Source organism: Maritimibacter sp. UBA3975 (assembly GCF_002384975.1).
GTDB lineage: Bacteria > Pseudomonadota > Alphaproteobacteria > Rhodobacterales > Rhodobacteraceae > Maritimibacter.
Window position 1 is genome coordinate 35,327 of sequence record NZ_DGCP01000001.1, and the last position, 25,454, is coordinate 60,780.

Below are 25,454 nucleotides of genomic sequence, written 5' to 3' on the forward strand. Positions count from 1 at the left end.
AATGCTCAGAACAACCGCAATCGTTTCGCTTTGCCTGACGGCGCTGCCCGCATGGGCCGCTGACTTCGACCTGACCTACGCCTCGCCCTATACCGAGGAACATCCCTACGGCGCCGCCGATGCCGAGTGGATCGCGCGCATCGAAGAACAATCCGGCGGTCGTGTCGAGATAACGCCTTATTGGGGCCGGTCCCTCATCACCTCGCGCGAAGGGGTCGATGAATTGTCCGCCGGGGTCGCCGACATGGGCTATATCGCACCCATCTATGCCCGGTCGGGCTATGACATGAACCGGCTCGTGCCGGGCATGTTCTATGGCTTCACCGACCCGGAAAAGGTGCTCGACGTCTACATGGACCTGGTCGAGGAATATCCGGTTTTCGACGAGGAACTGAACGGCGTGCATGTCGTGGGCTACAACGTGGGCACGCCGATGCACCTGCTGTTGCGCGACGGGCCCGTCGAGACGCTGGACGATCTGGGCGGGCTTCGCATCCGCTCGGCCGTGGACTTCATCGGCCCGCTTGCCGCCTACGGTGCCGAAGGCGTGACCATGCCGATGACCGAGACCTATCCTTCGCTCGAAAAGGGCGTGCTGGACGGCGTCATTGCCCCGTATGAAGCCCTCAAATCGCTGAGTTTCGCCGAGGTCGTGAGCTACTACTCCGAACTGCCCCATTCACGCGGCGCCTATCCGTCGCGCGCGGTCAACGGCAGCGTCTGGGCGGATCTGCCTGAGGACATCCAGCAGATCTTCGACGAAAACACCGAGTGGCTGAGCCTGCGGACGCTCGAACTCGCGCAGGAAGCCGAAGCCGAGGGGCGCGCCTATGGCGAAGAGCAGGGTGTGACGTTCAACACGGTCTCGCCCGAGGTCGTGGCGGAGTATTCCAAGGAATTCGCGCCCGCCATCGCCGAGGTCGCCGAGGAGCTCGACGCGATGGGCAAACCGGGGACGGAAGTGCTCGACCGGATCCGCGCCGCGCACGAAGAGTAGGACCCGTCCGGGGGCGCCCGCGCGGCGCCCCCGCATGTCACGAAAGGGAAACCGATGAGGCAGGTCGAGAAGGTTCTTGGCTGGGCGATCCGCGCGACCGCAGCGCTGGGTGTCGTGGCGCTCCTCGCGCTGACAACCCTGACCGTCGTGACGGTCGTGTTCCGGGGCATCGGCATCGCGTTCCCCGGGACCTACGTCCTGGCCGAGTTGTTGCTGATCCCTGCCGTCTCCTGCGCGCTGGCCTTTGCCGCGTGGGAGGGGACGCATACGAAAGTCGATCTTCTCATCCAGAACTTCAGCGCCCGTGGCGCGGGCTGGTCGCAAGGGCTGATGCTTCTCGCCGGCACCGGGTTCTGGATCTTCGTCGCCTACGCCGGCATCGAAGAGGCGCTCAGGCGCGGCAAGCAGGGCGAGGTCACGCCCATACTCGATATCTCCGTCGCGCCGTTCCGCTGGCTCATGGTGGCCGCGATCTGCCTGACCATCGCGGTCTGCCTGTTGCGCGGCCTTCAAAGCATTCTTCAACAGGAGCCGCGCAAATGACGCCCGTCATGGCAGGACTCGTCGGCATCGTCTCGATGTTCGCCTTCATCGCCTTCGGCATGCCCATCGGGTTCGCGATGGGCCTCGTCGGTGCCGTGGGCTTCGGCCTGCTCATCACCTTCCACGCGGCAGTCATCAAGGTCGGCGTCATCGCGTTCGATCTCGCGACCAACTACGCGATCGGGACCGTGCCGTTGTTCCTGTTCATGGCCCATGTGCTGTTCGCCAGCGGGATCGGCAAGGACCTTTACGAATTCGCGGCCCGCATGTTGGGCCATCGCCGTGGCGGGTTGGCCATGGCCACCATCGGGGCGTCGGCAGGGTTCGCGTCGGTGAATGCCTCCTCGCTGGCCACGACCGCGACAATGGGCCTCGTCGCCCTGCCGGAAATGCGCCGACACGGGTATTCCCTGTCGCTCGCTTCCGGCTCGGTCGCCGCCGGCGGCACCATCGGCAGCCTCATTCCGCCCTCGGGTATGTTCATCATTTATGGCATCCTGACCGAGACCTCGATCGGCGACATGTTCGCCGCTGGTATTATCCCCGGCATCCTGCTGGCTGTGTTCTACATGGCCGTCATTGGCATCCGCTGCCGTGTGAACCCCAAGGCCGGACCGGCCGGCCCGCGCTATAGCTGGCGTGAGCGGTGGGAGGGGTTCCGGCGCACCGGCGACGTCATCGCGCTTTTCACCTTTGTCATGGGCGGCATCATCTGGGGGTGGTTCACGCCGACCGAGGCCGGCGCGATGGGCGCGTTCGGCGCTCTGGTTATCGCAGGTGCGCGGGGCAAGCTCACCCTTCCGGGCCTCAGAACCGCCGTTTACGACACGCTGCGCACCACCGGCATGATCTTCGGCATCCTCTTCGGCGCGCTGGTGTTCAACGCCTTCATCACCGTCACGACAATTCCCCTGAATCTCGTCAACTGGGTCAGCGCCGTCGATCTGCCGCCCTTGGCCGTGCTGCTCATCATCCTCGCGCTCTACCTGTTTCTTGGCATGATCCTTGACGCATCGGCGATGATGACCCTGACCGTGCCGCTATTCTTCCCACTGGTGACCGGGCTGGGGTTCGACGCCGTGCTGTTCGGCGTGCTCGTCGTGCGCATGACCGAGATCGCGCTGATTACGCCGCCAGTGGGAATGAACGTCTATGTCCTGAGCGGTGTGGCCCGTGACATACCGCTGATGACGATGTTCCGGGGCACGACCCCCTTCGTCATCGCCGACCTGTTCCACGTCGCGCTGCTCCTGGCGGTCCCGGCGCTGGTCCTGTGGCTTCCGTCGCTCTAGCGGGCGGGATCACGCCCCGATTGGAATGACGTCCACGGCCTGCGTGCTCGTCTGACCTCCGGCCGCCCGCACCGCCCCGCGAACGGGGGAAACATCGTCGTAGTCGCGGCCCCAGGCCACAGTGACGTAATCTCCGCCTGCAAATTGCGCGTTCGTGGGGTCGTACTCGATCCAGCCCAGCTCATTCCCCGCCCAGGCCCGAACCCAGGCGTGCATCGCGTCGGCCCCTTCGAGCCGGGGCTGGCCCGGTGGCGGCAACGTGCGCAGAAAGCCCGAGACATAGCCTGCCGGAATGCCCACGCCGCGCAGGCATGAGATCATGACGTGGCTGAAGTCCTGGCACACGCCGTGACGGTTTGCGAAAGCCTCCTGCGCGGGCGTGCCGACGTCGGTGGCCGACGCATCGAACCGCATTTCTGTGTAAAGCGCCCGCCCGATGGCCTCGATGGCCTGAAAGGTCGTCATCTCAGGGCCGATATGGTCGCGCGCGAAGGCGGTCATCGACGGATCGGGCCCGGCCCGGCGCGAAGCGGCGGTGAAATGCTGCGGTGCGTAGGAGGCGAGGCTGCGGCGACTGGCGATCTCGGCCCCGATGGCCCCGACAGGGGGCGAGAAATCCAGCAGTTTCGGCTGCGGCTTGCGGTCGAACCGGGCGGCGAGGTCAATCGTGAGCGCCTGCATCGGATGATGCCACACCGCCGTCGTCATCGTGTTTCCAAAGAAATCCACGCGCTCACGTCTCTCAGCGGGAACCGGGTCGAAGGTCAGGAGCCGCGACAGCACATCCTGCGTACCGGGTATGGTGTTGGGCAGCAGGCGCACCACCAGCCGCGTCTTGTCCGACGGGCTCGTATAGGCGTAGGCGATGCGGAGCTTGACGTCGTAGAGCATGGGTCAGCGCAGGTAAGTCAGGGCGATCTGGCCCGAGATCGCGGCGAACTCGGCCCGCAGGCCGGCAAAGACCTCGGGCGTGATATCGGCGGGGTCGGCCACTTCCAGCCGCGCCTTCAGCGGCAGGATCTGGCGCAAAAGCGGGCCGGGACGGCCCACCTCGGTCGCCTTGGGCAATCCGGCCGCCAGCCGCTCCAACTCGGCGATCTGGAACAGGACCGCGCGCGGGTTGTCGGCGTCGAGCGCCAGAAGATCGACCACGGTTTCGCGGTTCGTGTTGACCCGGTAACGGCGCTGATGGGTCATGACGCTGTCGGCCACCTCGACGGCCACGTCGAGAGCCCCGGCAGGCGCGGCCTCGTCGGTGAAGGTGGCGAGCATGGCCACCAGCCCGTCCGCCCGTTCGATGGCCCGACCCAGCGACAGGAACCGCCATCCGGCGAAGCGATACATGTTTTCATGCACGAGCCCGTTGAATCCGGTGATCTTGCGCAAGAGTACACTCATCGCGCGGGCGGCGTCGTCGCCGGGCCGGGTCGTGCCCTGCATTTCGCGCATGGTCTGCGACAAATCCCGGAGCGCGTGCCAGCCGTCCATCGAGAACCTGTCGCGGATCTTGGAGGCGCAATCCTGCGCTGCCGACAGTCGCGCGAGCAGTGCATCGGGCATCGCCTGTGTTGCATCCGCACCGAAGGGGGCCGTGTAATTCAGGATCAGCTTCAAGCGCGGATCGTCCGGTCCTTCCATCGTGGCGAGGCGCAGGTGATAGGCGCGCACGAGGCGGATGAGGTCTTCGCACCGTTCCATGTAACGGCCGAGCCAGAACAGGTTGTCGGCCGCGCGTGAGGGCAGGGTGCCCGAGCGTTGGCGCCGGAACGTGGCAGGGGCCGCGTCGAGCGTCGGTTGCGGCACCGGCGCATCGGCGGCAATCCAGACATCTGCGACCGTGCCGCCGCGTTGCATGGCCAGTGCGGCCGCATCGCCCTCTGGCCCGATCCGGGCATAGCCGCCCTTCATGAAGCGCCAGCCCTCAGGTGTGCGCGTGGCGAAGACCCGGACCGTCATGGGGCTGGGCCGAAGCGCGCCCGTGTCGCCGTCGCCAACCCAGGCCGGCGTAGTCGACAGATTCACCGCCTCCTGCCCCACGAGCGTCGCGCCTTCCGTCGCCAGCAGTTCGTCGAGCGACCCGCGCGCCGTGTCGCGCAGCGTGCCCGCCACGACCGAGGCCGAGGACCAGTCGAACGGCAGGTCGACCGCGCCGGCGGGGCCGATCACCATCCGTCCTGCATTGGCGCGCACATAATCGCGTTCCTTCGCAGCCCCGCACCACCACGTTGCGATATTGGGAATGGAGAGCGGCTTGCCCGTCAGCACGCGGGAGATGCGCGGCAGGAACGCCATCATGGCGCGCGCCTCAAGCACGCCGGAGCCCAACGCATTGGCGAGCGCGAGGTTGCCGGTTGCGACCGATTCCATAAGACCCGGCGTGCCGATGCGGCTATCGGGGTCAAACTCCAGCGGGTCCGCGAACTGACCGTCGATCCGCCGCCACAACGCGCCCACAGGCTCTGGCCCCTCGATGGTGCGCACCATCGCCTGACCGTTCTGCACCGTCAGGTCCTCGCCCTCCAGCAGCATGAGGCCCAGATACCGCGCGATGTAGGTGTGCTCGAAATAAGCGTCATTCGCCGGTCCCGGCGTCAGGATACCCGTGCGACGGGGCTGGCCGTCCGGCCCGGTTGCGAGCCGGTCCAGCGCACCGCGAAAGTCGTTGAAAAACCCCGCGAGCCGGTGGATCCGGTCATTCGAGAAGCTCTCGGGAAACATCCGGCTCGTCGCCATCCGGTTTTCCAGCGCAAATCCCGCGCCCGACGGTGCCTGCGTGCGGTCGCCCAGCACGAACCACGACCCGTCCGGCGAGCGCCCGATTTCGAAGGCGAGGACATGGAGGTAATGCCCGCCCGCGGGTGGCACGCCAACCATCGGCAGAAGCCAATGGTCGCTTTCAGCCACGAGGTCGACGGGCAGGTGCCCCTCCGCCACCAGTCGTCCGGGGCCGTAAAGGTCGGCCATGACCGCTTCCAGCAGGTCCGCCCGTTGGGCGAGGCCCGCGCAGATCGTCTCCCACTCGGTCTCATGCAGCACGACCGGGACATGGCTCAACGGCCATTCCCGCTCCTGCAACGGCTCGTTGGAATACTGCCGGAAGTAGACGCCTGCATCGCGCAGATACTGATTGCCGCGCTCGAACCGGCCCGCGATCTCGGCCCGCGAGAGCCCGGTGAAGGCATCGACGAAGGGCTGCCACACGGGACGCATCCGGCCTGTCGCGTCGAACAGTTCGTCCGACACGCCCGACTGAGGCGCGTAGCCGTCAAGATACGGGAGACCCTCACGGGTCTCGGCCTTGTGCTCCATCTTCCGTCCCGCGTTACCTTGGGTGCCTACACGAGCCCCACGGGGCGGCGCAGGTCAAGCGTATTCGGAAACTCCGGGTGGGGGCTCTCCGGTTCCGGGCGATAGGCCGATGGGGTGTGACCATGCGGCTCGAACCGCGCGAGCCTGCGCGCCTCCGCCTCGTTGCCGTTCACAGGGAACGTATCGTAATTGCGCCCGCCCGGATGTGCGACGTGATACCTGCATCCGGCGAGCGCGTGGCCGGTCCAGTCGTCGTAGATGTCGAACACCAGCGGCGCGTTGACGGGCAGGGTCGGGTGCAGCGCCTCGGCCGGTTGCCAGGCCTTGTAGCGCACCGCGCCGACAGATGCGCCCGACGTGCCCGAACGGGTGAGCGGCACGGGGCGACGATTACACATCACGCGGTACCGGTCCTGATGCAGCGAGGTCAGCTTGACCTGTAGCCGCTCGACCGAGCTGTCGGTGTAGCGCACGGTGCCCCCGATCGCGCCGGTCTCGCCAAGAACGTGCCAGGGCTCGAGCGCCTGGCGGATCTCCAGCTTCACGCCCTCGGCCTCGACCTCGCCGCAGAACGGGAACCGGAACTCCGCCTGTGCCTCGAACCACACGGGGTCCAGGTCGAAGCCGTGGCGCGACAGGTCGGCCAGCAGGTCGAGGAAATCTTCCCACAGGAAATGCGGCATCATGAACCGGTCGTGGAGCACCGTGCCCCAGCGCACCGGCTTGCCCTCCACCGGCGCATCCCAGCAGCGCGCGATGATGGCGCGCAGGAGGAGTTGTTGCGCCAGCGACATGCGCGGGTGCGGCGGCATCTCGAATCCCCGGAATTCCACGAGGCCCAGCCGCCCGGTGGGGCCATCCGGCGAGAACAGCTTGTCGATACAGATTTCCGCCCGGTGCGTATTGCCCGTCACATCCGTCATCATGTTGCGCAGGAGCCGGTCCACAAGCCACGGCGGCGGCATCGCGCCCTTGCCCGGCGCGGGGATCTGGCTCAGCGCGATCTCCAGCTCATAAAGCGTGTCGTGTCGCGCCTCGTCGATCCGTGGGGCCTGCGACGTCGGGCCGATGAACAGGCCCGAGAACAGGTAGCTCAGGCTCGGATGGCGCTGCCAGATCAGGATCAGGGACTTGAGCAGGTCGGGGCGGCGCAGGAACGGGCTGTTGTTGAGCGACTCGCCCCCAACGACGACGTGATTGCCCCCGCCGGTGCCGGTGTGTCGCCCGTCGATCATGAACTTGTCCGCGCCGAGCCGGCACTGGCGCGCCTCTTCATAGATCGCTTCGGTCGTGGCCACGCAATCGTCCCAGCTGTGGGCCGGGTGGATGTTCACCTCGATCACGCCCGGGTCCGGGGCGACGCGGATGACATTCAGGCGCGGATCATGCGGCGGCTGGTAGCCCTCGATATGGATCGGAAGGCCCAGCTCACGCGCGGATTCCTCCGCCGCCGCCACGAGTTCGAGGTAGTCGTCGACTCCCTCGGTCGGCGGCATGAAGACACACAGGCGCCCGTCACGCGGCTCGACCGAGATGGCGGTGCGCACCACGCCGTCCACGGAATTGAGGTCCTGCTCCACGATCGCCTGTCCCGGCTCGGAGCTCTGCGCCTCAGATACAGGCTGCGTGTGCTCCGCGCTCGTCTCCGGCACGCGCCGCGACACCACATCGTGAAAATCCGGAAGGTCTTCGCGGTCCACCGACGTATCCGTCACATAGTGATAAGGATACTGAGACGGCGGCACATGGGGCAGGGCGCCCAGTGGCAGACGGAAGCCCGCCGGACTGTCGCCGGGCACGAGGTAGAGCTTGCCGCGCCGTGTCTTCCAAACCTCGGACAGCCACTTCGACCCGGTCGCTTTCGACTGCCAGCGCTGGATCGGCATGACGTAGCCCACTGCCGTCTCGAGCCCCCGGTCGAAGACCCGCACGAAGCGGTTGCGCGCCTCGGGGTCCTTGAGCTTGTTGTCTTCCGGCGTGACGTTGGGGGGCAGACTGCCCTCTTTCAGCATCCATTCCGCCGGGTCTTCATACACCGGGTGGGTGAACTCTTCGCCCAGACCCAGCCGCTGCGCGATCCCGGTCAAAAGCCTGCCCGCCTCGTCCGGGCCTGCGCCGGTATCGTCGCCCTCGGCAGCGATCAGGCTCTCGTCGCGCCAGATCGGTTTCTCATCGCGTCGCCAATAGAGCGAGAAGGTCCAGCGCGGCAGGCTTTCGCCCGGATACCACTTGCCTTGTCCATAGTGGAGGAATCCCCCGGGCGCGAAACGGCCGCGCAGGCGGCGGATCAACTGGTCGGCCAGTTCCCGCTTCTGTGGCCCCACGGCTGCCGTGTTCCATTCCTCGCTTTCGAAATCGTCGATCGAGACGAAGGTTGGCTCACCCCCCATCGTGAGCCGCACGTCATTCGCCTCCAGGCTCGCGTCGACTTTGCGTCCGAGGGTGTTCAGCCGATCCCAGGCCTCGTCCGAGAAGGGCTTGGTGATACGCGGATGCTCCGACACGCGCTTGATCTGCATGTCGAAATCGAAGGTCACCTCCGGCGCGCCCGCCGACGAGTAGCCGCCCGAGATCGGCGCCGCGTTACGGTAATGCGGCGTGGCCGCCAGCGGTATGTGGCTCTCGCCCGTCAGCAAACCGGACGTCGGGTCCAGTCCAACCCAGCCCGCGCCGGGCAGGAAGACCTCGCACCAGGCGTGCAGGTCGGTGAAGTCATGATCGGTCCCCGACGGCCCATCCAGCGACTTCAGGTCCGGCTCCAGCTGAATCAGGTAGCCCGAGACGAACCGCGCCGCGAAGCCGAGATGGCGAAGCACCTGCACCAGAAGCCAGCTTGAATCGCGGCAGGACCCGTAGCCTTTCTCCAATGTCTCGTCCGGGGTCTGCACGCCCGGCTCCATTCGGATCGTGTACTCGACATGGTTCGCAATCGTCGCGTTCAACCCGACTAGGAAATCGACCGTGCGTTTCTCGTCAAGGTTCAGCCCGCCGATGAACTTGGCCAGCCGCGGCCCCTCCGGCTCCGGCGTGCGGTAGATCACGAGGTCTTCGGTCAGGTCCGCCGGATAATCGAACGGCCACTGGGTCGCGTCCTCCTCGACGAAGAAGTCGAACGGGTTGTAGACCGACATGTCGGCCACAAGGTCGACCTCGATCTTGAATTCGCGCACCGGTTCCGGAAAGACGAACCGCGCCAGCCAGTTGCCGTACGGGTCTTGCTGGTGGTTCACGAAATGCCCGCCGGGCGACACCTTCAGCGAATGCGAAATGACCCGGGTGCGCGAATGCGGCGCCGGTCGCAGGCGGATGATCTGCGGGCCCAGTGTGACCGGGCGGTCATAAGTGTAATGCGTCAGGTGATAGATGCTTGCGTGGATCGCCATGCGGGGGCCTGCTCCTTTGTCCTGCGAGGATCAGGATAGGCGATGAGGCGGGCGACGAAACCCCGATACGGCGCGGGGGTGGAGATTCTTGTCAAATGCGCGCCGTATGCTCAATAATCAGGCAATTCCGGGTGAGGCGACGTGAGGGCTACGGAAGTCCCGGGCCTGATGTATTGCCTGAAGGTAATCTGGCAACCCATTGCAGGGCATGAGGAAGTTCACTCAGACCGAAACCGGTCCACGAAATTCTCCAGAACCTTCGCCGGCGCGGTAACGCTTTCGGCATGGCCCGCCGCGATCAGGTCGTCGGCTTCCTCCGGTGCGAAATAGCCCCGGTGACGGTAGATGCCGATCCGTGTTTCAAGGCCGTCGGCGTCCAGCTCCGGGTGGAACTGTGTCGCGTAGACATTCGCGCCATAGCGCACCATCTGGAACGGGCACGGGTCGGACGCGGCGAGGTGGATCACCCCGTCGGGCAGGTGTTGCAGCGCCTCCTTATGTCCGACGAAGGCGCGGAAGCTGTCAGGCACGCCGTCGAGCAGCGGGTCCGCGCGTCCGGCCTCCGTAAGAGTGCAGGTCGTCGCGCCCACCGGCTCACCGAAGCGCGCCTTGGACACCGATCCGGGGGCGAGGTGATGGCCCAAAACACCAATACCATAGCAGCACCCGAGGTAGGGAATGTCGCGCGTCGTGATCTCTGGCATGAGGGACATCACCGCGTCCTCAATCCGCTTTTCCACCGGGTCCTTTGTCTCGGGCGTGTCCGAGACGCAGCCCGGCCCCCCGCCGACGATCACGCCGGAATAGTCGTCAAGGTCCAGATCGGCGGGAAGGGACTCGCAATCGAGCCGTACGCGGTGGGTGGCCTCGGCCGGAAGCCTGCCCTTGGCGCAAATCGCGGCGAATTCGTCGTCCGCCGCCGGTGCTTCGGGCCGGAGTTGCAGGATGAGGAACGGTTTCATGGGGCGCCGATTAGCCCGCGCCGCGCCTCGCGTCCATCGTGCAATGCGTCGCGCCCCCGGCTTCCGGCCCAAAAAGAAGCCCCGGCGCATGGGCCGGGGCGTTTCCTTGTTCGCGTTTCGGGGTCGCTCAGCTGCCCCAGGAGCGGACCTGACCGCAATCCATATGCACGAAGTTCGACCCGGAATATTTGCCGACGCCACCCGCCTTGCAGGCCGAGGCCGCCTTGTAGATCTGGTGAACCGAACGCGAGTTCAGCCGCAGGTCAGCAGCCTGACCCTTGAGGTGGAGCGAGTTCTTGGCGACCCCGCGTGAGCGTGAGCGCAACATCGCGTTGGTCTGCGGCGAGCGGTAGCCCGACAGCATCATGTAAGGTTCCTGCGCATCCAGAAGCGAATGCGAGGCGGCCATGATGTCCAGCGTGCGGGTGTCGATCGCCTTTTGCTGATCGACGCGCGCGTCACGCATGAAGTAGTTTATCTCGGCCAGCGCTTCCTTGATGTACTCGCCTTCGATCCAGTAGATCGTGTTGATGCTTTCGCCGGTGCGGCCCGCATACATCGCAAGTCGCCGGACGTCGCCGGACCCGCGAAGAAAGCCTGCAGCCTTGGAGAAAGTCGGTGCCGCGGTCACTGCGGTCGCCGCGAAAATACCCAGCAGAGCACGGCGGCTCATGCCATTGGAGCTCGACATAGTCATTGTCCCAAACGTCCCAGTTTCTTGCCAACCCGCTTCGTTCAGCGGGAAATTCGCCATTCGTCCCCAGGCGATGAGGGGAATATGACACAACTCGATTCGTGGGCCAAGCCCGGTTTGTTGCCACCGGGAACGAATCAAGGGGTTTGGGCAGATTTTTGCTGAAAACCCCAAACAGGCCGTTAAAGCGTGCCCAAGATGTCGCACCCCCCAAGGAAGATGGCGACCAGGACATCACCTGTCGGCTTTGTGATTTCCCTGTAATGGACCCTGTGGCAAAGTCCTGAGTTAGGGAAGTAACGCTTTGACTTCGGGGACCTTGATGACACGCATGCTGCCACGGCTATTCCGCCCACTCCTTCTGTCCGTCGCGCTGGCCGCGCCCGCGACACTGACGACCGTCGCGCCGGTTCAGGCGCAAATCCAGATTTCGACCTTCGCGCAGGCGATCGCCGAGGCGGCCTCCAACGACGAGGACATTGCGGCGTTCTATCGCGACAATGACTACGAACCGATCTGGACCTCCGGCTCGGACGAACATCAGGCGCGGATCACCGCGCTGTTCCAGGCGATCCAGCACGCCGACGACCACGGCCTCCCGGCCGAAGCCTATGACACCGCCGCGCTCGAGCGTCAGATGCGGGGCATCGACAGCCCGCGCGACCTGGGCCGCGTCGAAGTGGAGCTGTCGCGCCTGTTCCTCACCTACGCCCGCCAGATCCAGACCGGCATCCTCACGCCGGCCAATGTCGACGACGGGATCAAGCGCGAGGTGCCGCTGCGCGACCGCACGGAACTCCTCAAGTCTTTCTCCGAAGCCGAGCCCGCGCCCTTCCTGCGCACGCTGCCGCCGAAATCGGCCGAATACGCCCGTCTGATGCGTGAGAAACTCCGGCTGGAGCGTGTGCGCGCCGAAGGCGGCTGGGGCACGACGGTTCAGGCCGGCTCGCTCAAGCCCGGTGATCAGGGGCAGGCGGTCATCGACCTGCGCAACCGGCTTGTCGCCATGGGTTACATGGATCGCTCCGCGACCCAGGCCTACGACGAGAACATTCAGCGCGCGGTCCAGAACTTCCAGACCAACCACGGGCTGACGGCCGACGGCGTGGCCGGTGGCGACACCATTTCGGCGATCAACGCACCTGTCGAAGACCGTCTTCAATCCATCATCGTCGCGATGGAGCGCGAGCGCTGGATGAACATCGACCGGGGTGACCGCTACATCTGGGTGAACCTGACGACCTACACGGCTCGCGTCGTGGACGGCGGCAAGGTGACCTTCGAAACCCGCTCCGTGGTGGGGCAGGACCTCTCCACCCACCGCACGCCCGAGTTCTCGGACGTGATGGAGCACATGGTCATCAACCCGTCATGGTATATCCCGCGGTCGATCATCGTGAGCGAATACCTCCCGGCGTTGCAGCGCAATTCGGGCGCGGCCGGGCACCTTCTCATCACCGATGCGCGGGGGCGGACCGTCAGCCGGGCCACCGACTTCTCGCAGTACTCGGCGCGCAACTTCCCGTTCAACATGCGCCAGCCGCCGGGGCGGGGCAATGCGCTCGGGCTCGTGAAGTTCATGTTCCCGAACCGCTACAACATCTACCTGCATGACACACCGTCCAAGAGCCTGTTTAACCGCGAGACGCGGATGTTCAGCCATGGCTGCATCCGGCTCCAACAGCCGTTCGAGTTCGCCTACACGATGCTCGCGCCGCAGTCGGACGACCCCAAGGAGCTCTTCCATTCGGTGCTCAACACCGGGCAGGAAACAGAAGTGAAGCTTGAAGAACCGGTGCCGGTGCACCTCGTCTACCGCACGGCCTTCACCGACACGCGGGGCGAGATGAACTTCCGCCGCGACATGTATGGTCGGGACGCCCGCATCTGGGCGGCGCTGCAATCGACGGGTGTGAACCTGCGGATGCTCGACAGCTGATCCTGTCCTGACGACAGCTCGAACCGGCGTGGATACCTCCGCGCCGGTTTTTTCTTGCGCGGACGTGCAAGCGTTTCATTTCGGTGGCACGGTCGTGGGAATTGAGACAGGATGGGGCGACCATGACCGACCGCACAGACGATATCGAGCGCACCGTGATCGCGATCCTCGCGCGTCAGGCTGTGCGCGACGCTGCCGACCTTGTGCCAGAGGACCAGCTCGAGGCGCTGGGGATCGACAGCATGGGACTCGTCGAGACGATCTTCGCGGTCGAGGAGACGTTCGACGTCTCCGTGCCATTCAACGCGAACGCGCCCGAGGCGGGCGGGATGGATCTCACCACCGTCGGCTCCGTCGTCGAGGCGGTGCGGGGGCTGGTGTCCAGCAAAGCCGCCTGACGCCGCACCATGCGCCGGGTCGTCATCACGGGCGCGGGGACGATCAACCCGCTGGGCGCGACCGTCGCCGGAACGTGGGACGCTATGCGCGCCGGGCGCGTGGCCATCGGACCGCTCGACATTCCCGACGTCCACAGGCTCGCCCATCCAATCGGGGCCGCCGTGGCGGGCTTCGACCCGTCGGCGCATTTCGATCCGCAGCGGTTGGGCCTGCTCGACCGGTTCAGCCAGTTCGCGCTCGTCGCCGGGCGTGAGGCGACGGGGCAGGCGGGTCTTGGGCGTGACCCGGCCTTGTCCCCCCGCGCCGGTGTGATCCTGGGCAATTCCGGCGGCGGCATGACCACGCAGGACGACGGTTTCCGCGCGGTGTATGAGGGCGGGCGCAACCGCGTCCACCCCTTCACCGTTCCCCGCCTCATGGGCAACGCCCCGAGCGCGCATCTCACGATGGAATTCGGCTTTACCGGCCCGTCCTTCACCGTCTCCTCCGCCTGCGCATCGTCGAACCACGCTATCGGACAGGCGGCTGCGATGATCCGGGCCGGGCAGGCGGATGTCATGCTCACCGGCGGGACGGAAGCGATGCTGACCTTTGGCGGCCTGAAGGCGTGGGAGGGGCTTCGCGTCATGTCTCCCACAGGCTGCCGCCCGTTCTGCGCCACCCGCGACGGCATGGTGCAGGGCGAGGGCGCGGCGGTCTTCGTGCTCGAGGCCGAGGAGCACGCGCGGGCGCGCGGCGCGCAGGTCCTCGCCAACTTGGCGGGAAGCGCGATGACCTCGGACGCGCGGGACATCGTCATGCCGGACCGCGATGGGGCGGCGGCGGCCATGACCGGCGCGCTGCGTGATGCAGGGCTCGCGCCCGGCGACATCGGCTATATCAACGCACACGGGACCGGGACGGCGGCGAACGACCGGACGGAATGTGCCGCGATCCGTCAGGCGTTCGGCGCTGCGGCGGATGGCGTTGCTGTGTCATCGACCAAGTCGCTGCATGGTCACCTGATCGGGGGGGCTGGCGCCGTGGAACTGCTTGCCTGCCTGCTCGCGCTGCGCGAAGGCGTCATCGCGCCCACGGCCGGACTGCGCGAAGCCGATCCCGCCTGCGACCTCGACATCGTCTCGGGCGCTGCCCGTCCAGCGCGGGTCGCCGCCGCCCTCTCCAACGCTTTCGCGTTCGGGGGCATGAACGCGGTCCTCGCACTCACGACCCCCTGACAAAGAAAAAACCGCCGCGCCTGGTGGGGCGCGGCGGTCCAAATGTCTCTGCCGTGTCGCTTACTGCGCGGCGTCGGCAGCCGGCGAGGTGTTCTGCGGTGCGACCGGGCGTTCCAGCGAGTCCCAGGCTGCGGTGAAGCCCGCGAGCGAAACGGGAAGCTCGACCTTCTGGTCCGGCGCAGCCACCGGTACGACGGTCAGTGTCGCTTCGACACCGGCCTTGAACGCGGCGATCTCATCGGCGGTATAGCCGATCTGGGCCACGCAACCGTTCGGGTCGCAGAAGCGGAACGGATACCGCTTGGGCGCAGCGCTGTCGACGCCGACGGTCATCTGCTGCGTCAGCAGAACGCCCAGCGGCACGATGATCATGGAGCCTGCGTTCGCCTCGCTGCCCTCGGGCAGTTTTCCGATCGACACCTTGCCGACCGGGGCGCCCTCAGGCTCTTCACGCAGGAACTGGGTGATCTGGCACGGGGCCGGGCCCTCGTTGCCGGGAATGCGCAGGCATTCGCGTTGCCAATCGTCGAACACGCCATCCACATAGGTCTCGACCTGCGGCGCGGCGTCTTCGCCCACCGTTTCGCCCATGTCGAGATCGGGGGAGGCTGCGGGAGCGTCCCCGGTCGCCGGGGCCTCCTCAGCCGCCGGGGCCTCTTCGGCCGGCGCTTCGGTGGTCGTGTCGCTGTCCTGCGCAAAGGCCGCGCCGCCGAAGGCGATCAGCGCTGCGAGGCCAAGGGGTTTCAGGATCTCTGCCATGTTGGTTTCCCTGTCTTTCCGTGCGGAGTTTTCGAAGGACCCACTAACATGAGCCGCAGGCAAGGTCAGCCCCATTTTCTCAAGGCGCGGGTTTCCGCCCATCCGCGGGAGCGGGCGCGACAGGGTCAAACCCAATAGAAAAAGGGCCCGCGTGAGCGAACCCCTTTCCGTTTTGTTTATTCTCCCTGTCGGACTGGCCGACTTATGGAGGGGACGCTACGTCGAAAAGTGAGACCCGTCAACAGGCCAATCGTGATTGGTGATCGGTGACAAAACAAGACGTGATGCATCGCGCCCGAAGCTCAACGAATGCTGATGAATCACGCTGCGAGCGCGCGATATCTGCGGGCGCCGGGCGGCTCCGGGTCGCCAGAAAAAAACCGCGCTCCGAAGAGCGCGGCAGTCTGACAGGGAGGAAGTCATCCGGGAGACGTTTGGACATGCCCCCGGATGCCATTCACTCTGGCAGGAAACGGTTAAGAATGTATTGTCGGCGCGGACGTTGCATGGATGAGGACGGGATGCGGGCATGGTAGGTGGTCTGGACGGCGCGGTGTTTCTCGGTGGCGGGGGTGAGGATTACGCCGTCAAGCAGGGGTTGCTCCTGAAATATGCGAACCGCCACGGTCTCGTCGCGGGCGCGACCGGGACCGGGAAGACGGTGACGCTGCAAATCCTTTCGGAGGGCTTTTCCAAGGCGGGCGTGCCGGTCTTCGTCTCGGACGTGAAGGGTGACCTGTCGGGCCTTGCCGCGACCATGACCGAGGGCCACAAGCTCCATGAGGCATTCCAGAAACGCGCGGGGCTGATCGGCTTCGACGATTACACTTACGAGGCGTTTCCGGTCACGTTCTGGGATCTTTATGGCGAACAGGGGCATCCGATCCGCACGACGGTGAGCGAGATGGGTCCGCTCCTGCTCTCGCGCCTACTCGACCTGACGGATGTGCAGGAGGGTGTGCTCAACATCGCCTTCCGTGTGGCAGATGAACAGGGGATGCCGCTCCTCGATCTCGAGGACCTTCAAGCGCTCCTCGTCTGGGTCGGCCAGAACTCCGAGGACCTGAGCCTGCGCTATGGTAACGTGGCTACGTCCTCGGTCGGCGCTATCCAGCGCGCGCTGCTCGTGCTCGAAAACCAGGGCGGTGAGCGTCTTTTCGGGGAACCGGCGCTGGAGCTTGCCGACATCATGCGCACGGACCCGAACGGGCAGGGGCGCATCTCGATCCTCGCGGCCGACAAGCTCATGGCCTCGCCCAAGCTCTACGCCACCTTCCTGCTGTGGCTCCTGTCGGAATTGTTCGAAGAATTGCCCGAGGTGGGCGACCCGGACAAACCGCGGCTCGTCTTCTTCTTCGACGAAGCGCACCTTCTGTTCGACGACGCGCCCAAGGCGCTGATTGACAAGGTGGAGCAGGTGGCGCGGCTCATCCGCTCCAAGGGCGTTGGCGTCTACTTCGTCACCCAGAACCCGGCAGACGTGCCCGAGGACGTGCTGGGCCAATTGGGCAACCGCGTTCAGCACGCCCTGCGCGCCTTTACCGCGCGCGACCGAAAGAACCTGCGCCACGCGGCCGAAACCTACCGCGAAAACCCGCGCTTCTCGACCGAGGACGCGATCCGCGACGTGGGTGTCGGCGAGGCGGTGACCTCGACCCTGGAATCAAAGGGCGCGCCGGGCGTGGTGGAACGCACGCTCATCCGCCCGCCGTCCTCGTTCCTCGGGGCCATCGACCCTGCCACGCGCAAGGCGGTCATCGACGCCTCCCCGGTCGCGGGCAAGTACGAGACCGAGATTGATCGGGAGTCGGCGGCGGAAATGCTTGCTGCGCGGGCCGAAGCGGCGGCGAAAGAAGCTGAGGCCGCCGAAGCACGCGAAACGCAAGCCCCGGAGCCGGAGCGCGAGTTCGCCAATGCCCGCCGCTACGACGGGGGCCGGTCCTCTGGCGGATCAAGCCCGGCAAGCAAGTCGCGCGGCGGGACATTTGGAGAAGAGGTGGCGAAGGTCGTCATCAAGGAGCTCAAGGGCACCACGGGCCGACGTATCGTGCGCGGTATCTTCGGGACCGTGTTCAAGGGGCGCTGAACGCGTTCTGCGCGAGGCGCGGCTAGCGCCGGGCGCAGGCGACGGGATAGGTGATCTTGTCCCGCGCGGCCCGCTGCCCGGTGTAGCAGGCGACCCGGCCCGGTCCGCCCACCCAATTCCGGTTGGGGTCCTCTTGAACCATTCCCTGCCACCAATTGTCGCCAGCCTGCACCCGCGCTCCGGGGGACTCTTCGCGGTGGTATTCGAAGTGAAGATGCGGAAAGGACGACAGAAGGCCGGTCTCGCCCAGTGTGCCGATCTGTTGGCCACGCGCCACCCTTGCCCCGACCGCAACGGCACGGCTGTCGAGGTGGAAATACAGCGTCTGAACCTTCCGCCCGGTGGCGTCGAGACCATGCTCAACGACGATCCGATTGCCATAAACCGGCTCGAACCGGCTGCTCGACACGCGCCCCGGCGCGGCGGCGAGCACGGGCGTGCCGGTCGCGGCAGCAACGTCGAGGCCCATGTGGCCGGGCCCGCCGTTCCGCGTAAGCGGCATGAATTGTTGCGAGATCGGCGGGGCGTTCGAAGGCATCGTGACCGATATCTTCGGCGTGACATGGGGCAAGTAGGCCACAGCGGTGCCATAGCCGCCGCCCATACAGCCCGATAGCGTTACGGCGATTCCGAAAGCGGAGCACAGGCGCCGCATACCATCCCCAAGTGAATGAACCACATGGTTAACATAGCATGAACGGCACTCCACGCATAGGGCTCAGCCGTGTTTGCGCGCGTGCCGGTCGAGCTTCTTCTCGGCCCCTGCCAGCGCCGAGACCAGTGCACCGCGCATGGAATCCGCCCCCAGTCGCTCGGGCGACAGCACACCAGAATGCGCCGCGCACAGCCGTTCGGCATCCTCCCAGCGCGCGACGAGCCCGGCACCCCAGTCTCGAAAGGCCTGAGCCGCGCCTGCACGTTTCTCCAGAGCCATCGAGAGCGTCGGATGCACCCCGAGCTTGCCCGATTTGCCCTCAGATTTCGGCGGGCGGTAGTTGAACGTGTCGTCCACATGGATCGTCCGGCTGGGCCGGTGATAGGCGAGGATCGAGCCGCAGTGGATGCGCTCATTATCGGGGATCAGCTCGACCCCCTCAGGCGTGCTGAACTCGAGGTCGGGCGCGAACCGCTCCCACAGGATCGGGTCGTCGGTCGTGAGCGCGCCCCATGTCAGCTTTGGAAACAGCCGCAGATGGCGCGGCGTGCCAAAATGCGCCGCGTCGGGAAAGTCGCGATGCATCGCCTCGCTGTGAAGCGTGTGGAACGGATGGAGGTTCAGGACCGCCGTGATCTTCTCCCGCCCGCCAGTGATCGCGTCGACCTCCGCCAGAAGGTCGGGCGAGAGGGTGTAGCTGTCGAGCATGACGAAACGCCCGTCGCCCAGCCGCACCAGCGAGGCCTGCGTGCCGATCTGTATCAGCCCGCCGATCTTGAACGACCCCCGGATGTTCCAGAAGCCATTTCCACAGTCGATGATCCGTTCGCGCATGTCGTCCTCCGTTTGCACAGAGTTAGGGGCGACACGCGCACATGAAAGGGCCGACCCTGCGTAAACCGGTCGCTACAGCCTCCGGATTTTCAGCCGTGCGATCCGGTTGTCGATCCGTTTCGTCACCTCGAAGCGGAAGCCGTGAAAGGAAAACACCTGCCCCTCGGCGGGGATCGTCTGTGCTTCATGGATGACGAGACCCGCGACCGTATTGGCCTCATCATCCGGCAACTGCCAGTCATTCGCACGGTTGAGGTCACGGATGGTCATGCCGCCATCGACCGAATAGGCCCCGTCGGACAGAAGCCGCAGGTCGCCGGGATCGGACGTGTCGAATTCGTCCGTGATCTCGCCCACGATCTCTTCGAGGATGTCCTCGAGCGTGATGAGACCCTGCAAAGCGCCATACTCGTCCACCACCAGCGCAAAGTGCGTCTGGCGTTTCAGGAACTCGCGCATCTGGTCGTCGAGCGTCGTAGTCTCGGGGATGAAGTAGGGCTTCATCGCCACGCTCAGGATGTCGAAGGTCTCGAACGCTTCGGTGCGCCCGGTCTCACCCGCCGCCTGACCGGCGGCATACATGGCGCGGCTCAGGTCCTTGGCGTGGATGACACCCACGATGTTTTCCTGCTCGTCGCGAAAGATCGGGAGCCGCGTGTGGGGTGAGGACAGCGCTTGTTCGAGGATTTCGGTCGCGGGCCGGGCCGCGTCGATCATCTCGATCTGGCTGCGGTGAAGCATGATCTCTTCCACCGTCCGGTCGCCCAGGTCGAGCGCGCCCAACAGCCGGTCGCGGTCCTCCTTCTCCACGGCCCCCTCATGGTGGCCCAGCGAAATGGCGCCCGCGATCTCTTCGCGCACGGCGAGGATCTGACCGTCCGGATCTGTCTGCACCCCGAAGGCGCGCAGGATCAGCCGCACGAGACCCCGCACAAGACTCACGATGGGCGCGAGGACGAGGATGACGAGCCGGATCGGCGCCGAGACGAAGCTCGCCGCCTCTTCGGGCCGGGTGATGGCATAGGTCTTGGGCAGCACCTCGGCGAAGATCAGGACGAGGAGCGTCATCACGATGGTGGCATAGGCCACGCCACTGTCGCCCAGAAGCCGGGTGAACAGGGCCGTCGCCAGCGCCGAGGCGAGGATGTTGACGAAGTTGTTGCCGAGCAGGACCGACCCGATCAGTCGCTCGTTATCCTCGGTGATGTTGAGCGCACGTTCGGCTGACTTGTCGCCCTTGTCGGCCTTGGCGCGCAGCTTCCCCCGGGAGGCGGCGGTGAGCGCCGTCTCGGAACCGGAGAAAAAGCCGGAGAGAACGAGGAGGAGCAGGATCGCGCCGGCACTCGTCCAGAAAGCGGTGTCGAGCATGGTGCCCGTGTCGGCAGGGGTCATTGTGTTTGCATCTCTTTGGAATGAACGTGTTATGATCACGCCAAGCGCCTGTTTCAAGTGGGCGTGTCAGGGAGGACTGCATGAATATCGCCGATCTGGGCCGTCTCGACGGCCCCGTGGTCCTGTGGGGCGGCGCGTTGGGGAACCTTTCGGCCCTGCGCGCGCTGCGCGACGCGGTCGATGCGGCGGGCATTTCTGCGGGCAACGTGATCGCCACGGGTGACCTCGCCGGGTATTGTGCCGAAGGCGAAGCCTGCGCGGATGCCGTGCGGCGTCTGGGCTGGTCCGTGGTGGCGGGCAACGTCGAGCGCCAGCTCGCGGCCGAAGCCGACGCGTGCGGCTGCGGCTTCGCGACGGGTTCGGCCTGCGACCGGATGGCCAGACCCTGGTGGGATCACGCACGCGCCACCCTGTCGCCGGGCACCCGAAACTGGATGGACGCGCTGCCGGACTTGGCTGTCTTCATCCACGGCGCGCGGCGCTACGCGGTGATCCACGGCGGCGCGACCGACATCGCGCGCTTTCTCTGGCCCGTGTCGCGCCAGCCCGAATTTGCCGAGGAGGTCGCCGCGATCGAGGGCCATGTCGGCCCCGTCGATGGCATCATCGCCGGTCACTGCGGTTTGGCCTTTCAGCGTGTGGTGGCCGGGCGTCACTGGGTTAATGCGGGCGCCATCGGGATGCCGCCCAACAACGGCGTGCCGGGCGGGCAATATGTGCGCCTCGACGCGACCGGCGCCCATATCCTGCGCCTGTCCTACGACCCCACTTCCACGGTGGCGGCCATGCGCCGGGCCGGGCTCACGCAAGGCTATGACCGCGCGCTCGAAACCGGTCTCTGGCCGTCCGAGGAAATCCTGCCCTTCGAGATGCGCCGGGGCCTGACCGTCGCCTGAGCCGACGTTGCGTAACTTTGGTGTGATGGTGATACCGCATACCCTTTCCGTTGCGCCCCCCGGACCGCGCTGATACCCAATCGACAAATTCCAACGGGAGGATCACATGCAGATTTCCAAGGACACACCTGTCGTCATCACCGGCGGTGCCTCGGGCCTCGGGGCCGCTGTCGCACGCGCCATGGCCGAAGCCGGTGCGCCGGTCGGGCTTTTCGACCTGAACGAAGAGGCCGGCACCAAGCTCGCCGAAGAGCTCGGCGGTGCCTTCGCCAGGGTCGACGTGTCCGACCCCGACAGCGTCACCGCCGGTTTCGAAACGGTGCGCGCCAAGAACGGTCAAGAGCGAATGATGGTGAACTGCGCGGGCATCGGCACCATCGGCAAGGCCGTGTCGCGCGGCGTCGTTCACGACCCCAATGCTTTCGCCAAGACGCTGATGGTCAACACCGCCGGCACCTTCTACTGCGCGTCGCAATCCGCGCTCGGCATGATGGCCGCCGACCCGCTGACCGATGACGGCGAGCGCGGGGTCATCATCAACACCGCCTCGGTCGCGGCGTTCGACGGGCAGATCGGGCAGGTGGCCTATTCCGCCTCGAAAGGTGCGGTGGTCGGCCTGACCCTGCCAATGGCGCGCGAACTCGCCAAGGACGGCATCCGCGTCTGCACCATCGCGCCTGGTCTCTTCATCACTCCGATGATGGAAGGGCTCCCGCAGGAAGCGCAGGACAGCCTCGGCCAGCAGGTCCCGTTCCCCTCGCGCCTCGGCCAGCCCGCCGAATACGCGGCACTCGCCAAGCATATTGCCGAGAACTCGATGCTGAACGGCGAAGTGATCCGGCTCGACGGCGCGATCCGCATGGCACCGAAATAAGCGCCGCGACACAACAGACCGAAAGGCCGCCTCTGGGCGGCCTTTTTCGTCAGCGGGTCAGGATCAGCATGTCGTCCGCGATCTCGATCCGCTCGAACCGGCTGAGATAGGTCATGCCGAGAAGCGACATGTCCATCATGCCCTCGTTCACATAGACGCGCACGTTACGCTCGGTCACATCGCCCAGAACCATCTCGTCCACCGTGACGGGGGCCGTGCGGACTTCGCCGTTGGCCGTCATCGCGGTTCCGATGAAATCGAGGTCCTCTGGGTCGATCCCGATCCGAGCAGCATCCTCCATCGTCAGAACCACCTGACTCGCGCCCGTGTCCACGACGAAATCGACCGGCGTGCCGCCCACGTCGAGGGTGAGATAGAAATGCCCGTCCGGTCGGCGCGGCACCTCCACGACCCCTTGGCTCACGACCGACTGGCGTGGCAGCACATCGCGGCTGATGTCGTTCCAAAGCCCATAGGCCCCGATGGCGCCTACGAAGATCAGCGCCCAGATCGCGAGTTGTTGCAGGCTCTTGCCCCAGCTTGCCTTGTTCATCATGAAGAACGACCCACCCACGGCGGCGGCGAGCAGGACGAGGTAGGTGAGGCGGCCAAGATCGTAACTATCCATGACTCTCAAGATAGGAACGGCGCGCGCCGGTTTCCATGCGCCGGATCAGCCGAACAGCCCGGTCTGCGCCAGCCCGTCGATCATGAACTGGATCGCAAGCGCGGCCAGCAACATCCCCAGAAGCCGCGTCACCACGCTGATCCCGGTTTCCTTCAGGTGGCGGCCCAAAGCGCCCGCGGCGACGAAGAAGGCGAAGACGCAGACCAGCACGGCCACCATCACACCGATGATCGTCAGCTTGCCCATCACCTCGTCCGTCTCGCCCATGAGCAGGATCATCGTCGCCATCGCGCCGGGACCGGAGATGAGCGGCATGGCAAGGGGGAAGACACTCGGATCGTCGGCAGGGTCGAGCACGGAGGCCTCCGACTGGCTCTCACGCCGCTGCTTGCGCCGCTCGAACAGCATGTCGAGCGCGGTCAGGAACAACAGCGCCCCGCCTGCGATGCGAAATGCGGCCATCGAAATCCCGAAGAGGTCGAGCACGGCCTGTCCCGCCAGCCCGAAGACCGTCAGGATCACCGCCGCCACCAACACCGCGCGCAGCGCCACGGCCCGGCGATGCCCGCCCGTCATGTCCTTGGTCAGCGCAAGAAACACCGGGGCGAGCCCGATGGGGTCGATGATCACGAATAACGTGACGAATGCCGGCAGAAGCGCGTCCATCATGGAAGAACCCTGACGCTCACGCCTGCGCCTTGTCGAGCTTTTCCTGAGCGGCGAGCCACAGCGCCTCGGCCCGGTCCAGCCCCTCCATCACCTCGGCGTATTTCTTCTGCCAGACTTCCATCTCGCCCACCTTTGACTTCTCATAAAGGTCCGGGTCGGCGAGTTTCTTGGCCAGCTTGCCGCGCATGTCCTCGAGCTTCCCGACCCGCGCCTCGCATTTGCGCACCTCGGAGCGCAGCGCAAGCACCTCGTCCCGGCTGGCTTTCTTCGCCTTGGGCTTGTCCTCTACCGGCTTGGCGGGTTTGTCGGAGGACAGCAGGAGCTTTCGATAGGCCTCCAGATCCTCTTCGAACGGCTCCACCCGGCCGCCCTTGACCAGCCAGAGCCGGTCCGCGACCAGCGACAGCAGGTGCATGTCATGGCTCACCAGCACGACCGCGCCAGTATATTCCGTCAGCGCCTCCACCAGCGCCTCGCGGCTCTCGATGTCGAGGTGGTTGGTCGGCTCGTCGAGGATAAGCATGTGCGGCGCGTCGATGGTGGCGATCAGGAGCGTGAGCCGCGCCTTCTGCCCGCCCGACAGCCGTGCCACCACCGTCTCGGCCTGCTCGGCCATCAGCCCGAAGCCCGACAGGCGCGCGCGCAAGCGGGCAGGGGTCTCGTCCGGGCGCAATCGGCGCAGGTGCTCGATGGGCGTTTCGTCCGGATACAGCTCATCCATCTGGTGCTGGGCGAAATAGCCGATGCGCAGCTTGGAGGCCGTGGTCACGCGCCCGCCCATTTCGGGCAGACGGCCCGAGATCAGCTTGGACAAAGTCGACTTGCCTTCGCCGTTCTTGCCCAGAAGCGCGATCCGGTCGTCCTGATCGATCCGCAGGTTCAGCTTCGACAGCACCGCCTTGCCGTCATAACCCACCGACCCGCTCTCGATGGCGACGATGGGCGGCGACAACTCCTCCGGCTCCGGGAAGGTGAATTTCTTGAGCGCCGCTTCCTGCGGGGTCGAGGTGAATTTCAGCTTCTCGATCATCTTGAGCCGGCTCTGCGCCTGCCGCGCCTTGGTGGCCTTGGCCCGGAACCGGTCCACGAAACTCTGAAGATGGTCGCGCCGCGCCGCATTCTTGCGGTTCTCGGCCTCCGCCACGGCGAGCCGGGCCGCCCGCGTCTCGGCAAAGGTGTCGTAGCCGCCCTTGTAGAGCGTGAGCTTCTTGGCCTCCAGATGCAGGATCGACCCCACTGCACGGTTCAACAGCCCCCGGTCGTGCGAAATCACGATGACCGTGTGGGGATAGCGCGCAAGGTAGCTCTCCAGCCACAGCGCCCCCTCGAGGTCGAGGTAGTTGGTCGGTTCGTCGAGCAGGAGCAGCTCCGGCTGAGAAAACAGCACCGCCGCCAGCGCCACCCGCATCCGCCAGCCGCCCGAGAAATCCGAGCAGGGGCGCGCGTGATCGGGATCGTCGAAGCCAAGGCCCTTGAGGATCGAGGCCGCCCGCGCCTCCGCGCTCCAGGCGTCAATGTCGGTAAGCCGCGCCTGTATCTCTGCGATCCGCGCGCCATCTGTGGCCCCGTCGGACTCGGCCATAAGGGCCGCGCGCTCGGTATCCGCGGCCAGCACGGTGTCGAGAAGCGACACGTCGCTCGCCGGCGCTTCCTGCGCCACGCCCCCGATCCGCGCGCCCCTCGGCACGGACACGCTCCCGGTCTCGAGCGTGAGCTCGCCCCGGATCAGCCGGAACAGGGTCGTCTTGCCGGTGCCGTTTCGTCCCACGAGCCCGACCTTGTGCCCCTCCGGGATGACCGCGGAGGCATGGTCGATCAGGGGGCGGCCCTCGACCGAATAGGAGATATCGTCGATCCTCAACATGCCCGCCTACTGCCCGAACCCCGGACCAGCGTCAATTCCTCCTTCTTCGTTCCGCAAATACT

At 65.9% G+C, this 25,454-nt stretch carries 21 protein-coding genes; 9 read left to right on the plus strand and 12 right to left on the minus strand.

Features of this window, described 5'->3' with window-relative positions:
- The first annotated feature begins 1 nt into the window (after nucleotide 1).
- From B2585_RS00155 to B2585_RS00165, 3 genes are read left to right on the plus strand one after another with little or no spacing between them, the layout of a single operon-like run.
- Complete coding sequence (locus B2585_RS00155; RefSeq protein ID WP_292018972.1) at nucleotides 2-997, plus strand: TRAP transporter substrate-binding protein; 996 nt, start codon at nucleotides 2-4, stop codon at nucleotides 995-997.
- Nucleotides 998-1,051: 54 nt separating this feature from the next.
- Entirely contained in the window at nucleotides 1,052-1,540 is a 489-nt protein-coding gene (locus tag B2585_RS00160) for a TRAP transporter small permease (RefSeq protein ID WP_292018973.1), read from the plus strand.
- On the plus strand, nucleotides 1,537-2,832 hold the full coding sequence (locus tag B2585_RS00165; protein WP_292018974.1) for a TRAP transporter large permease: 1,296 nt from the start codon (nucleotides 1,537-1,539) through the stop codon (nucleotides 2,830-2,832). Before B2585_RS00160 ends, B2585_RS00165 begins: the two co-directional genes overlap by 4 nt.
- A gap of 9 nt (nucleotides 2,833-2,841) precedes the next feature.
- Here B2585_RS00165 and B2585_RS00170 read toward each other — a convergent pair whose 3' ends face one another.
- The 5 genes from B2585_RS00170 to B2585_RS00190 form a co-directional block, all read right to left on the minus strand.
- Complete coding sequence (locus B2585_RS00170) at nucleotides 2,842-3,723, minus strand: transglutaminase family protein (RefSeq protein WP_292018975.1); 882 nt, start codon at nucleotides 3,721-3,723, stop codon at nucleotides 2,842-2,844.
- 3 nt (nucleotides 3,724-3,726) lie between these two features.
- Nucleotides 3,727-6,141, minus strand: coding sequence for a circularly permuted type 2 ATP-grasp protein (locus tag B2585_RS00175; RefSeq protein ID WP_292018976.1), 2,415 nt, complete (start codon nucleotides 6,139-6,141; stop codon nucleotides 3,727-3,729).
- Nucleotides 6,142-6,167: 26 nt separating this feature from the next.
- A complete protein-coding gene (locus tag B2585_RS00180; protein ID WP_292018977.1) occupies nucleotides 6,168-9,524 on the minus strand; it encodes a DUF2126 domain-containing protein in 3,357 nt (1,118 codons plus the stop codon).
- 218 nt (nucleotides 9,525-9,742) lie between these two features.
- Nucleotides 9,743-10,486 carry a glutamine amidotransferase gene (locus tag B2585_RS00185; RefSeq protein WP_292018978.1) on the minus strand — a complete coding sequence of 248 codons (744 nt, stop codon included), beginning with the start codon at nucleotides 10,484-10,486 and terminating at the stop codon, nucleotides 9,743-9,745.
- 127 nt (nucleotides 10,487-10,613) lie between these two features.
- Nucleotides 10,614-11,183, minus strand: coding sequence for a YcbK family protein (locus B2585_RS00190; protein WP_292018979.1), 570 nt, complete (start codon nucleotides 11,181-11,183; stop codon nucleotides 10,614-10,616).
- Nucleotides 11,184-11,502: 319 nt separating this feature from the next.
- On the opposite strand from B2585_RS00190, the gene B2585_RS00195 reads away from it, so the two are divergent.
- The 3 genes from B2585_RS00195 to B2585_RS00205 all read left to right on the plus strand — a co-directional run bounded on the left by B2585_RS00195 (nucleotide 11,503) and on the right by B2585_RS00205 (nucleotide 14,735).
- The gene (locus B2585_RS00195) at nucleotides 11,503-13,119 is read left to right on the plus strand and encodes a L,D-transpeptidase family protein (protein WP_292018980.1); all 1,617 of its coding nucleotides are present in this window, start codon (nucleotides 11,503-11,505) and stop codon (nucleotides 13,117-13,119) included.
- Between the two features lie 122 nt (nucleotides 13,120-13,241).
- A complete protein-coding gene (locus tag B2585_RS00200; RefSeq protein WP_292018981.1) occupies nucleotides 13,242-13,517 on the plus strand; it encodes an acyl carrier protein in 276 nt (91 codons plus the stop codon).
- Nucleotides 13,518-13,526: 9 nt separating this feature from the next.
- Nucleotides 13,527-14,735 carry a beta-ketoacyl-[acyl-carrier-protein] synthase family protein gene (locus B2585_RS00205; RefSeq protein WP_292018982.1) on the plus strand — a complete coding sequence of 403 codons (1,209 nt, stop codon included), beginning with the start codon at nucleotides 13,527-13,529 and terminating at the stop codon, nucleotides 14,733-14,735.
- A 60-nt stretch (nucleotides 14,736-14,795) separates the two neighbouring features.
- Here B2585_RS00205 and B2585_RS00210 read toward each other — a convergent pair whose 3' ends face one another.
- Nucleotides 14,796-15,494: an invasion associated locus B family protein gene (locus B2585_RS00210; RefSeq protein WP_292018983.1), complete on the minus strand. Its 699-nt coding sequence runs from the start codon at nucleotides 15,492-15,494 to the stop codon at nucleotides 14,796-14,798.
- A gap of 529 nt (nucleotides 15,495-16,023) precedes the next feature.
- Here B2585_RS00210 and B2585_RS00215 point away from each other — a divergent pair.
- On the plus strand, nucleotides 16,024-17,580 hold the full coding sequence (locus B2585_RS00215) for a helicase HerA-like domain-containing protein (RefSeq protein WP_414674022.1): 1,557 nt from the start codon (nucleotides 16,024-16,026) through the stop codon (nucleotides 17,578-17,580).
- Between the two features lie 22 nt (nucleotides 17,581-17,602).
- Here the strand turns inward: B2585_RS00215 and B2585_RS00220 are convergent, their stop codons facing one another.
- The 3 genes from B2585_RS00220 to B2585_RS00230 all read right to left on the minus strand — a co-directional run bounded on the left by B2585_RS00220 (nucleotide 17,603) and on the right by B2585_RS00230 (nucleotide 20,461).
- On the minus strand, nucleotides 17,603-18,235 hold the full coding sequence (locus tag B2585_RS00220) for a M23 family metallopeptidase (RefSeq protein ID WP_292018984.1): 633 nt from the start codon (nucleotides 18,233-18,235) through the stop codon (nucleotides 17,603-17,605).
- Between the two features lie 63 nt (nucleotides 18,236-18,298).
- Nucleotides 18,299-19,069: a hypothetical protein gene (locus B2585_RS00225; protein ID WP_292018985.1), complete on the minus strand. Its 771-nt coding sequence runs from the start codon at nucleotides 19,067-19,069 to the stop codon at nucleotides 18,299-18,301.
- A gap of 72 nt (nucleotides 19,070-19,141) precedes the next feature.
- The gene (locus tag B2585_RS00230; protein ID WP_292018986.1) at nucleotides 19,142-20,461 is read right to left on the minus strand and encodes an HlyC/CorC family transporter; all 1,320 of its coding nucleotides are present in this window, start codon (nucleotides 20,459-20,461) and stop codon (nucleotides 19,142-19,144) included.
- A gap of 80 nt (nucleotides 20,462-20,541) precedes the next feature.
- Here B2585_RS00230 and B2585_RS00235 point away from each other — a divergent pair, with 80 nt between their 5' ends.
- Nucleotides 20,542-21,357 carry a metallophosphoesterase family protein gene (locus B2585_RS00235; protein ID WP_292018987.1) on the plus strand — a complete coding sequence of 272 codons (816 nt, stop codon included), beginning with the start codon at nucleotides 20,542-20,544 and terminating at the stop codon, nucleotides 21,355-21,357.
- Nucleotides 21,358-21,463: 106 nt separating this feature from the next.
- Nucleotides 21,464-22,231 carry an SDR family NAD(P)-dependent oxidoreductase gene (locus tag B2585_RS00240; protein WP_292018988.1) on the plus strand — a complete coding sequence of 256 codons (768 nt, stop codon included), beginning with the start codon at nucleotides 21,464-21,466 and terminating at the stop codon, nucleotides 22,229-22,231.
- Nucleotides 22,232-22,280: 49 nt separating this feature from the next.
- Here B2585_RS00240 and B2585_RS00245 read toward each other — a convergent pair whose 3' ends face one another.
- Genes B2585_RS00245 through B2585_RS00255 form a run of 3 tightly spaced genes read right to left on the minus strand, consistent with a single transcriptional unit; the run spans nucleotide 22,281 to nucleotide 25,392 of the window.
- The gene (locus B2585_RS00245) at nucleotides 22,281-22,859 is read right to left on the minus strand and encodes a retropepsin-like aspartic protease family protein (protein WP_292018989.1); all 579 of its coding nucleotides are present in this window, start codon (nucleotides 22,857-22,859) and stop codon (nucleotides 22,281-22,283) included.
- 45 nt (nucleotides 22,860-22,904) lie between these two features.
- On the minus strand, nucleotides 22,905-23,525 hold the full coding sequence (locus B2585_RS00250) for a MarC family protein (protein ID WP_292018992.1): 621 nt from the start codon (nucleotides 23,523-23,525) through the stop codon (nucleotides 22,905-22,907).
- A 19-nt stretch (nucleotides 23,526-23,544) separates the two neighbouring features.
- Entirely contained in the window at nucleotides 23,545-25,392 is a 1,848-nt protein-coding gene (locus B2585_RS00255; RefSeq protein ID WP_292018990.1) for an ABC-F family ATP-binding cassette domain-containing protein, read from the minus strand.
- Between the last annotated feature and the right edge of the window lie 62 nt (nucleotides 25,393-25,454).